Origin of the sequence: Sphingopyxis granuli NBRC 100800 (genome assembly GCF_001591045.1) — a bacterium.
Taxonomy (GTDB): Bacteria; Pseudomonadota; Alphaproteobacteria; order Sphingomonadales; family Sphingomonadaceae; genus Sphingopyxis; species Sphingopyxis granuli.
On sequence record NZ_BCUA01000112.1, the window covers coordinates 1 to 9,319 of the forward strand.

Here is a 9,319-nt window from a genome sequence, read left to right on the forward strand (position 1 = left end):
TTTCTTTCGCGGACGCAAGAAGAAGGACGGTGCTTCGACAAGCTCAGCACGAACGGCTGAGAGGGTGTGTCAGATTTCACGCACGTCGCGCTAAAGTCAGCGCAGCCGGCGCTTCCAGAATCGCCAGTCGCCGCGCCCGCTGAGCACCCCCGAACGGAAGAGGCGCACCGAAAGATAGACGACGAGCGCGACCCACAGCGCCTGCCAGCCGAGCGCGAGCAGGTGGATGCCGCGCGCCTCGTCGGTCGCCGCGCGCGCCGCCATCGCCAGCGGCGAGGAGAAGGGGAATATCTGCGCGAAGGTCGCGAGGCCGCTGCCCGGCGCGCTGGCCCCGGCCGACGACAGGCTGAACATCGCGACCTGGAAGATGGTGATCGGCAGGCTGAGCATCTGGATCTCGCGCACCGTGCCCGCCTGCGAGCCGATGCCCAGGAACACCGCGCCGAGCAGCAGGAAGGCCATGACGAAATAGGCGAAGCCGATGGCGAGGAAGAAGGGCCAGCCGGTCGCCGGCGCGGTCGCCAGCGCCGGGACGGGCGCCGCGCCGGCGGCGGCGAGCGCCGCGGGGTCGAGCCCGGCCGCATAGATCAGCCCGGCCACGACCGCGATCGCCAGCCAGAAGGCGATGAAGAGGATCGCGACCCCCAGCATGCCGAGCAGCTTGCCGAGAAACACGCCTTCGAGCGGCACCGCGGCGGCGAGGATCTCGATCACCTTGTTGCCCTTTTCCTCGGCCAGCGAACTCACCGTCTGTCCGGCGAGCAGCAGGGTCAGGAGGAAGATCACGAACACCGCGGCGAAGCCGATCGATTGTTGCAGCGCGACGCTGGTGCCGCCGCTGGCGAGCGCCTCGAAACGCGGCGTGACGGGCGGCGGCGGGCCCGCCGCGCGGCTGTGCAGCGCCTCGCCGGCGAGCAGTGCCAGATAACGGCCGGCGCTGCCGCCCGCCTCGCGCTCGACGATATGCGGGGCGGCGAGCGCGCCGATCATCACCGCATAGGTATCGCTGCCCTTTTCATGCGCGATCGCGACCGGGTCGGCGTTCGCGGGCGTGGCGGCGCGCAGTTCGAGCGTCGCCGGCGGGCGCGGCATCGCGGCGCGCAGGCGCGCATCGGCGGCGCGCAGCGCTTCGAGATCGGCGGCATCGGCGACCGCGACGATGCGGCCGGTGCCGCGCGCGCTGTCCGCAAGTTGCGACGCGCCCATGCCCCCCGCCAGCCCCATGCCGAGCATGAACAGCGGCGCGAGCAGGAAGAGCAGGAAGGTCGGCGTCGCGACGATCGCCAGAAAGTCGCGCCGCGCAACGACGGTCATCGTGCGAAGGAAGGGGGTCATGCGGCGGCCTCCTCGATCGCCGCATCCTCTGCGTCGGCGTGAAAGCCGGCATCGACCTGGCGGACGATGTGGACGAAGGCGTCGTGCAGCGCCGGGCGGCTGATCGACAGGCCGGTCACCCCGAACCCGCTCGCGGTAATGCGGGCGAGCAACGGTTCGACGTCGGCATCGCCGATCGCGAAATGCCACGCCTCGCCATGCGGTTCGGCGGCGGCGGGGAGCAGCGCGCGAATCGCCGATGCCTCGGCCGCGACGCGGGGGGTGTAGCGCACCTGCATCGGCAGCAGCGCGCGCGCATCGTCGACGCTGCCCTCGAAGCGCCGCTGCGCGCGCGCGATGATCGCGATCCGGTCGCACAGCCGCTCGGCATGCGCCATCACATGGGTGGAAAAGAGGATCGTCGCGCCGCGCTCCCGCTCGCGCCGTACCAGCGCTTCGAGTCGCTCCTGGTTGACCGGGTCGAGGCCGGAGAAAGGCTCGTCGAGCACGATCAGGTCGGGCGCATGGACGATCGAGCCGATGAGCTGGACCATCTGCGCCATGCCCTTCGACATCTTGCGGATCTTTTCGTCGATCACGCGTTCGAGGCCGAGCTCGGCCATGAAGCCGGCGGCGCGGCGGCGCCCCTCGGACCAGTCGAGCCCGCGCAGCGCGCCCATGAAGGCGATGGCTTCGCGCGCCTTCATGCCCGGATAGAGCCCGCGTTCCTCGGGCAGGTAGCCGATGCGGTGGCGCACCGATTGCGGCGTATGGCCGCCGAGCAGCCGGCTGACCCCGGCATCGGGATCGATGATGCCCAGCATCATCCGCAGGCTGGTCGTCTTGCCCGCGCCATTGGGGCCGAGCACGCCGTAGATGCTGCCCGCCGGCACCGCGAGATCGACACCGTCGACGGCCTTGAACGCGCCGAAATATTTGGTGAGGCTGGTCGCCTCGACGCTGCAATCGCTCAAAATCCGGTCCCCGATCCCAATGCCGCGACACTATGGCATGGCGCGTCGGCTGTCGTATAGGGCCGCAATGGTTTCAGACGCCTTGCCAACGCCCGAAGGACGGCTCGAAGAACGGCTCGAAGCGGTCGCGCGCGCATACGGCTTCGCGGCGTTCGGCATCGCCGACGCCGGGGCGGCGCCGCAGACCGCCGCGCGGCTGAACGCCTGGCTGGCCGATGGATGCCATGGCGACATGATCTGGATGGAGGGGCGCGCCGCTCAGCGCGGGTCGCCGCGCGGCCTGTGGCCCGAGGTGCGGTCGGTGATCGCGCTCGGGATGAACTATGCCCCCGCCGCCGATCCGCTGGCGCTGGCGGCGCACCCCGATCGCGGGCGCATCTCGGTCTATGCGCAGGGCACCGACTATCATGACGTCGTGAAAAAGGCGCTGAAGGCGGTCGCGCGCTGGCTGGTCGCCGAGGTGCCGGGCGCCGAGGTCAAGGTGTTCGTCGACACCGCGCCGGTGATGGAAAAGCCGCTCGCCGCCGCGGCCGGGCTCGGCTGGCAGGGCAAGCACAGCAATCTGGTCAGCCGCGATCATGGCAGCTGGCTGTTCCTCGGCGCCATCTATACGACGCTGGCGCTTGGGCCCGGCGCGCCGGGGCGCGACCGCTGCGGGCGCTGCCGCGCCTGCCAGGACGCCTGTCCGACGCAGGCCTTTCCGGCGCCCTATCGCGTCGATGCGCGGCGCTGCATCTCCTATCTCACGATCGAGCATGCTGGGCCGATCCCGGTCGCGCTGCGGCGGGCGATCGGCAACCGCGTCTATGGCTGCGACGATTGCCTCGCGGTGTGCCCGTGGAACAAGTTCGCGGACACCGCGCACCGCCACCGCGCCTTCCTGCCGCGCGCCGAGCTGGCGGCGCCGTCGCTCGCCGACCTGCTCGCGCTCGACGATGCGGGGTTCCGGCAGGTGTTCGCGGGGTCGCCGATCAAGCGCATCGGGCGCGACCGCATGGTGCGCAATGCCGCGATCGCGGCGGGCAACAGCGGCGACCCGCGCTTTCGCCCGCGCCTGACCGAACTGACCGGCGATGCCTCGCCCGTGGTCGCCGAGGCGGCGGCGTGGGCGCTGACGGAGCTGTCCGCTGTGTTGACGCCCTAACGTCTCAACGCGCCGATGCAGCCGTCGACATTGGTGTCGCGCCCGTCGGGGGTGCGCGCGTCGACATGGGTGGCGACCGGCGTCGCGCCGACGCGCGGCGGATAATAATAGACGTCGATCGTGCACGCCGATCCGGCGAACTGCAGCTTGCGGCCCGCGCCTTCGGTGACGTCGAGCCGGGGCTTTCCGAACAGGCGGATCGTGCTGTCGGCGTCGCGGCCGACCAGGTTGTTGTTCTGGGTGATGCGGGGCGTGCTTGGCGGAAAGACGGTCGGCGTCGGGGGCGCGGCGGGACGCGGCACCGCGGTGGCGGCGCAGCCGGAGAGCGTGGCGGCGATCGCGGCGGCGGCGAACGGGCGGTGGCTGCGGATCATCCTCGGTCCTTCATGGTCGGCGCCCGCCGGGGCAGGTGGAGCAGGTGGACGGCCATAGCCGCGCTGACGATCGGCGCCAACAGGTTGACGACGGGGACCAGGAAAGATGCGGCGGACAGCAGGCCCGCCGTCCAGCGCGCGCCGCGGTCGAAGCGCGGCCGGTCCGGGTGGCGCGCGAGCACCATCGCCTCGAGATCGCGGCCGAGCAGCAGCGCGTTGACGCCGAGCGCGAGCAGCACCGTGCCGACCCCGGTGACCAGCAGCAGGATGTAGAAGGGCAGCGCGACGAGGTTGCCGGCGATCAGCCGGCCGAGCGAGGCGAGCGCGAGGCGGATGCCGCGGCCCCAGCCGACCGGCACCGCGCCCCCCGCGGCGGCGGGATAGTGGCGCCCCTCGACCTCGGCGACGATCCCGTCGGCGAACAGGCCGACGACGACGATCGCGGCGGCGCGGAACAGCAGCCAGCTCCCGGCGACGAGCAGCAGCACCAGCAGCGCGCTCGCCATGTCGGTGCCGCTTTCGCCGAGCCACCGCCCGTGATCGAGCAGCCGGCGCGCGGCGAACAGGATCGCCGCGCCGGCGGCCACGAAGAGCAGCAGCGTCAGCGCGAGGCTGAGCGCGAGGATGCGTAGCACGCGCGCGTTCGGCAGGTCGCGGAGCGCGAGCAGAAAGGCTTGGACGGCGCGGGCCATGGCGCAGCGATGGCGCGGAGCGGCGGGCCGCGTCAAGCGCCGCGCTTGCCTTGCGCCGCGCAGCCGCTTAAGGCGCGCGCAGTTTTCCCCCACATGACAGGATCATCCATGGCCTCCACCGCCCGTTTCGACGTCGTTGCGATCGGCAACGCGATCGTCGACGTCATCGCCCGCGCCGACGACGCGCTGATCGCCGCCGAGGGGCTGGTCAAGGGATCGATGCGGCTGATCGACGCCGCGGAGGCCGCGCGCCTCTATGAAGCGATGGGGCCGGCGGTCGAGATGTCGGGCGGCTCGGCGGCGAACACGCTCGCGGGCATGGCGGCGCTCGGGCGCCGGTGCGCCTTCATCGGGCAGGTCGCCGACGACCAGCTCGGCGGGGTCTTCACGCACGATCTGCGCACGCTGGGCGTCGCCTACGACACGCCGCCGCTGGCGGGCGGGGCGCCGACCGCGCGCTGCCTGATCCTCGTCACCCCCGACGGCCAGCGCACGATGAACACCTTCCTCGGCGCCAGCCATCTGCTGGGCCGCGAGATGATCGACGAGGCGCTGATCGCCGCGTCGGACATCCTCTACCTCGAAGGCTATCTGTGGGATCCGCCGCTGTCGCGCGCGGCGATGCGGCGCGCGATCGACGTGGCGCGCGCGGCGGGGGGCAAGGTCGCCTTCACCCTGTCCGACGCCTTCATCATCGACCGCCACGGCGAGGATTTCCGCGCGCTGATCGCCGAGGGGCTGTTCGACATCCTGTTCGCCAACGAGGTCGAGATCTGCGCGCTGGCGGAGGAAACCGACTTCGAGGCCGCGGTCGCGCGCATCGCGCCGCAGGTGCCGCTGCTCGTCGTGACGCGCAGCGAAAAGGGCGCGATCGCGCTGACCGGCGGCACGCGCACCGAGGTGAAGGCGGAACCGATCGACGCGGTGGTCGACACCACCGGCGCCGGCGACCTGTTCGCCGCGGGCTTCCTCGCCGGCCATGCCGAGGGCCGGCCGGTCGCCGACTGCCTGACGATGGGCGCTGTCTGCGCGCGCGAGATCATCGCGCAGGTCGGCCCGCGCGCGCAGACCGACCTCAAGGCAAAGGTCGCCGAACGCCTGGCATAGGCCCGGGGCCGATTCAGCCGGCGGGCGCTTCCGCCGGCTCGGGGTGCTTGCGGAACAGCGCGCGGTCGGCGGGGCCGAAGCCGCGCGTCCAGATCAGCCAGCCGTAGATGCCGAGGATGAAGGGGATGCCGAACAGCAGTTCGGCCCACTCGGGCAGCTTGGTCGCCCCCCAGCCGAGGATCGCCGCGCCCGCGGTCGCCCAGACGAGCGCCCAGCGCAGGCTGTTGACCGGCGCGTGCAGGATGCGCGCGAGCAGCCACGCCTTGGCGACCGACGCGAAGCCGAGCGCGAGCATCAGCGCGAGCGCGACCGCGGCGGCATAGTGGATCGGGGCGAGGCCCATCGACCGGGCGACGAGGATCAGCGTCACGCTGAGCGCCGCCTGGAGCGCCAGCGTCGCGAGGCTGATCACCAGGTTGCGGTGCCGCGCGACATAGACCAGCGCCGCCTCGCTGACCACCGCGGTCGCGGCGACGACCTCGGCCGCGAGCAGGAAGGCGAGCGCGGTGGTGCCGCTGACGAATTCGGGGCCGACGAGCCCCATCACCGCCTCGCCCGGAATGCCGAGCGCGAGCGCGACCCCGGCCTGCGCGGCGATGATCCAGAAACCGACCTGGCTGACCTGCGCGGCAACGGCGCCCAGCCGCTTTTCGGCGAGGTTGCGGGTGATGACGGGGCCGAGGATCGGTTCGAAGCTGGTCTTGAGCTTCTGCGGCAGCGAGGCGACCTGCTGCGCCATGTAATAGATGCCGTAGATGGCGGGCGAGGTGAACTGGCCGAGGATGAAGAGATCGAGCCGCCGCGTGCCCCATTCGATCGCGTCGGCGGCGGCGAGCGGCGCGTTGCGGCGCGCCAGCGAGATGAGCTGCGCGGGGTGCGGCCGCCAGACGCCGGGCCCGCCATAATGGCGAACCATCGGGACGAGCGCGGTGAAGAAGGTCGCGATCATCGCGGCGGCGTAGGAAAGGATCAGCCCGTCGCGCAGCGAATAGAAGGCGAAGCCGAACGCCGCGAAGCTGATCACCCACGGCTCGACGACCGAGCGCGCGCGCACCGTCGCGCCGATGTCGTAGCGATAGGCGCAGGCGGCGAGCGCGATGTCGGCGCCGGCGATCGCGAACACCGTCGTCGCCATCCAGCGATCCCAGCCCGCGACATCGCCCGCGGGGAACATGAGCTGCGGAAAGGCGAAGAGGATCGCCGAGCCCGCCGCCGAGGCGACGAAGGCGACGAACATGCCGTCCCACACGACGATGCGATGGTCGGCGCCGGGGGCGCTCAGCTGTTCGGCGAGCCCGCGCTTGAGCCCGAGCGTCGCGAGCTGCGCGACCAGTTCGATGACGAGCACGGCGAAGGCGAAGCGCCCGACCGCCTCCGGTCCGTACCAGCGGCCCGCGAAATAGAGGAAGGGCAGGCGCGCGACGAGGCGCAGGAGGAAGCCGAGAAAATTGGTCCGCCCGCCCTTGGCGAGCGCCGCGGCGTCGGCATCGGCCAGCGGCGCAGGCGGCGCGGCCGAATCGGGGGTGCGCGTTGCCGCACTGTCCGTCTGGCTCAAGCCTGGCGCCCCTTCTGCTTTTCCCCGCCCGTCCGTTTAGCGCGCCGCGGCGGGGCAGGCAATTGCGCGCGGTATGTCATCGGCGGTGTCTCACGCGCCTTCGCGTCGCAGCGGGCGGCTGAGCAGGGCCTGAATGGCCTGGGCGACCCCCGTCTCGCCCGCGACCAGCCGCGCGACGGTGTCGGTGATCGGCATGTCGATGCCCCCGGCGCGGGCCGCCTCGGCGATCACCGGCGCGCTGAACGCGCCCTCGGCCACGGTGCGGCGGTCGCGCATCAGGACGGCGGCGCTTCCCCCGCGCCCGAGTCCCTGGCCGAGCGCGAAATTGCGCGAATTGGACGAGGTGCAGGTGAGGACGAGATCGCCGAGCCCGGCCAGTCCCGCGAGCGTTTCGGCCTGGGCGCCGCGCGCGAGGCCGAAGCGCGTCATCTCCGCGAAGCCGCGGCTGATTAGCGCGGCGCGCGCATTCAGCCCCAGCCCGGCCCCATCGACGATGCCGCAGGCGATCGCGAGGATATTCTTGACCGCCCCGCCGATCTCCGCACCGATCATGTCGGTCGAGGCATAGGGGCGGAAATGCGGGCGCGCGAGCGCGCGGGCCAGCGCATCGGCGAGCGCCGGATCGGCCGCGGCCAGCGTGATCGCGGTCGGCAGCCCGGCGGCGACCTCGTGCGCGAAGGTGGGGCCCGAGAGGACGGCGAGCGGCCGTTCGGGAAACAGCGCGCGGGCGATGTCGACCGGAAAGGCGAAGCTGCCCGCCTCCATCCCCTTGCTGCAGAAGATCAGCGGCGCGGTGTCCGTCGGCAGGTCGGCCAGGACGGCGCGCAGATAGGGCACGGGCACGACGATCAGCAGCGCGTCGAGGCCGGCGAGGTCGGCCAGATCGCCGGTCGCGCGCAGCGACGGCGAGAGCGGCGCGCCGGGCAGGAAGAGCGGATTGCGATGCTCGGCATTGATCGCCGCCGTGACCTCCGCCTCGCGCGCCCACAGCAGCACCGGAGCGCCGTCGGCCGCGAGCAATTGCGCGAGCGCGGTCCCCCACGCCCCCCCGCCGATAACGCCGAAGCGGGCGAAGGACGTCATGCCTTCACCCCGGCGCCGCGCACGGCCTCGGCGGCGGGATCGAGCGGCCAGCGCGGGCGCGCGGCGACGTCGAGCGGATCGGTCAGCCCGGCGGCGAAGCGCTCGGCGCCCGCCCAGGCGATCATCGCGCCATTGTCGGTGCACAGCCACAGCGGCGGCGCGACGAAGCGCCTGTCGAAGCGGTGCGCGAGGTCGGCGAGCGCGGTGCGGATCGCGCCGTTGGCGGCGACGCCCCCCGCGACGACGAAGGCGGTGGCCCTGGGACAGGCGGCGAGCGCGATGCGGCTGCGGTCGACGAGGCAGTCGACGACCGCCTGCTGGAAGGAGGCGGCGAGGTCGGCGGTGCGATGCTCGCCCGAGGCCGCCGCGCGCGCGACCGCGCTCTTGAGCCCGGCGAAGGAGAAATGCGGCTCGGCGCTGCCGACGAGCGGACGCGGCAGCGGCACCGCGCGCGGGTCGCCGTCCCGCGCGATGCGTTCGACCGCCGGTCCGCCCGGATAGCCGAGCCCGAGCAGCTTCGCGGTCTTGTCGAACGCCTCGCCCGCCGCATCGTCGATCGTCGTCGCGAGGCGGCGATAGGCCCCGACGCCCTCGACGAGCAGCAGCTGGCAATGGCCGCCCGAGACGAGCAGCAGCAGATAGGGAAAGGCCAGTTCCGCATCGGTGAGGCGCGGGCTGAGCGCGTGGCCTTCGAGATGATTGACCGCGATCAGCGGCTTGTCCGCCGCGTGCGCGAGCGCCTTGCCGGTGACGAGCCCGACCATCACCCCGCCGATCAGGCCGGGACCGGCGGTCGCGGCGATCGCGTCGACGTCCGCCAGCGCGAGTCCCGCATCGGCGAGCACGGCTTCGACGAGCGGGGCGAGGCGGTCGACATGCGCGCGCGCCGCGATCTCCGGCACCACGCCGCCATAGGGGCGATGCTCGGCCTCCTGCCCGGCGACGCGATGCGCGAGGATGCGGCGGTTCGTGTCCACCAGGGCGGCCGCGGTTTCGTCGCAGCTCGATTCGAGGCCGAGGATCAGGGTCATATTGCTGCGCAACCCATACCCGCCCCTTTATCGGCAGGGCAAGCC

General features: G+C 72.3%; 9 protein-coding genes. 2 read left to right on the forward strand and 7 right to left on the reverse strand.

Annotated elements, in window-relative coordinates:
• Positions 1-96 precede the first annotated feature (96 nt).
• Both SGR02S_RS17635 and SGR02S_RS17640 read right to left on the reverse strand, forming a co-directional pair.
• Complete coding sequence (locus tag SGR02S_RS17635) at positions 97-1,335, reverse strand: ABC transporter permease (RefSeq protein ID WP_067113070.1); 1,239 nt, start codon at positions 1,333-1,335, stop codon at positions 97-99.
• A complete protein-coding gene (locus SGR02S_RS17640) occupies positions 1,332-2,288 on the reverse strand; it encodes an ABC transporter ATP-binding protein (RefSeq protein ID WP_067113072.1) in 957 nt (318 codons plus the stop codon). Before SGR02S_RS17640 ends, SGR02S_RS17635 begins: the two co-directional genes overlap by 4 nt.
• 67 nt (positions 2,289-2,355) lie before the next feature.
• Between SGR02S_RS17640 and queG the strand changes: the two genes are divergently transcribed.
• The gene (queG, locus tag SGR02S_RS17645) at positions 2,356-3,432 is read left to right on the forward strand and encodes a tRNA epoxyqueuosine(34) reductase QueG (RefSeq protein ID WP_067113073.1); all 1,077 of its coding nucleotides are present in this window, start codon (positions 2,356-2,358) and stop codon (positions 3,430-3,432) included.
• Here the strand turns inward: queG and SGR02S_RS17650 are convergent.
• Positions 3,429-3,806: a hypothetical protein gene (locus SGR02S_RS17650; protein WP_067113076.1), complete on the reverse strand. Its 378-nt coding sequence runs from the start codon at positions 3,804-3,806 to the stop codon at positions 3,429-3,431. The genes queG and SGR02S_RS17650 overlap by 4 nt on opposite strands.
• Positions 3,803-4,498, reverse strand: coding sequence for an EI24 domain-containing protein (locus tag SGR02S_RS17655; protein ID WP_067113084.1), 696 nt, complete (start codon positions 4,496-4,498; stop codon positions 3,803-3,805). Before SGR02S_RS17655 ends, SGR02S_RS17650 begins: the two co-directional genes overlap by 4 nt.
• A gap of 108 nt (positions 4,499-4,606) precedes the next feature.
• On the opposite strand from SGR02S_RS17655, the gene SGR02S_RS17660 reads away from it, so the two are divergent.
• The gene (locus SGR02S_RS17660) at positions 4,607-5,605 is read left to right on the forward strand and encodes an adenosine kinase (protein WP_067113078.1); all 999 of its coding nucleotides are present in this window, start codon (positions 4,607-4,609) and stop codon (positions 5,603-5,605) included.
• A 13-nt stretch (positions 5,606-5,618) separates the two neighbouring features.
• Here SGR02S_RS17660 and SGR02S_RS17665 read toward each other — a convergent pair whose 3' ends face one another.
• From SGR02S_RS17665 to tsaD, 3 genes are all read right to left on the reverse strand, one after another.
• Complete coding sequence (locus SGR02S_RS17665) at positions 5,619-7,160, reverse strand: lipopolysaccharide biosynthesis protein (protein WP_419964902.1); 1,542 nt, start codon at positions 7,158-7,160, stop codon at positions 5,619-5,621.
• 90 nt (positions 7,161-7,250) lie between these two features.
• The gene (locus tag SGR02S_RS17670; protein ID WP_067113080.1) at positions 7,251-8,243 is read right to left on the reverse strand and encodes an NAD(P)H-dependent glycerol-3-phosphate dehydrogenase; all 993 of its coding nucleotides are present in this window, start codon (positions 8,241-8,243) and stop codon (positions 7,251-7,253) included.
• Positions 8,240-9,274 (reverse strand): tRNA (adenosine(37)-N6)-threonylcarbamoyltransferase complex transferase subunit TsaD, encoded by a 1,035-nt coding sequence (tsaD, locus tag SGR02S_RS17675; RefSeq protein ID WP_067113082.1) that lies wholly within the window; start codon positions 9,272-9,274, stop codon positions 8,240-8,242. The genes SGR02S_RS17670 and tsaD overlap by 4 nt, the downstream gene beginning before the upstream one ends.
• Positions 9,275-9,319 lie beyond the last annotated feature (45 nt).

Coding starts and splice junctions, on each gene's coding strand:
- SGR02S_RS17635 (WP_067113070.1), bottom strand. CDS start 1,335: ATGACCCCCTTCCTTCGCACGATGACCGTCGTTGCGCGGCGCGACTTT.
- queG (WP_067113073.1), top strand. CDS start 2,356: ATGGTTTCAGACGCCTTGCCAACGCCCGAAGGACGGCTCGAAGAACGG.
- SGR02S_RS17650 (WP_067113076.1), bottom strand. CDS start 3,806: ATGATCCGCAGCCACCGCCCGTTCGCCGCCGCCGCGATCGCCGCCACG.
- SGR02S_RS17655 (WP_067113084.1), bottom strand. CDS start 4,498: ATGGCCCGCGCCGTCCAAGCCTTTCTGCTCGCGCTCCGCGACCTGCCG.
- SGR02S_RS17660 (WP_067113078.1), top strand. CDS start 4,607: ATGGCCTCCACCGCCCGTTTCGACGTCGTTGCGATCGGCAACGCGATC.
- SGR02S_RS17670 (WP_067113080.1), bottom strand. CDS start 8,243: ATGACGTCCTTCGCCCGCTTCGGCGTTATCGGCGGGGGGGCGTGGGGG.
- tsaD (WP_067113082.1), bottom strand. CDS start 9,274: ATGACCCTGATCCTCGGCCTCGAATCGAGCTGCGACGAAACCGCGGCC.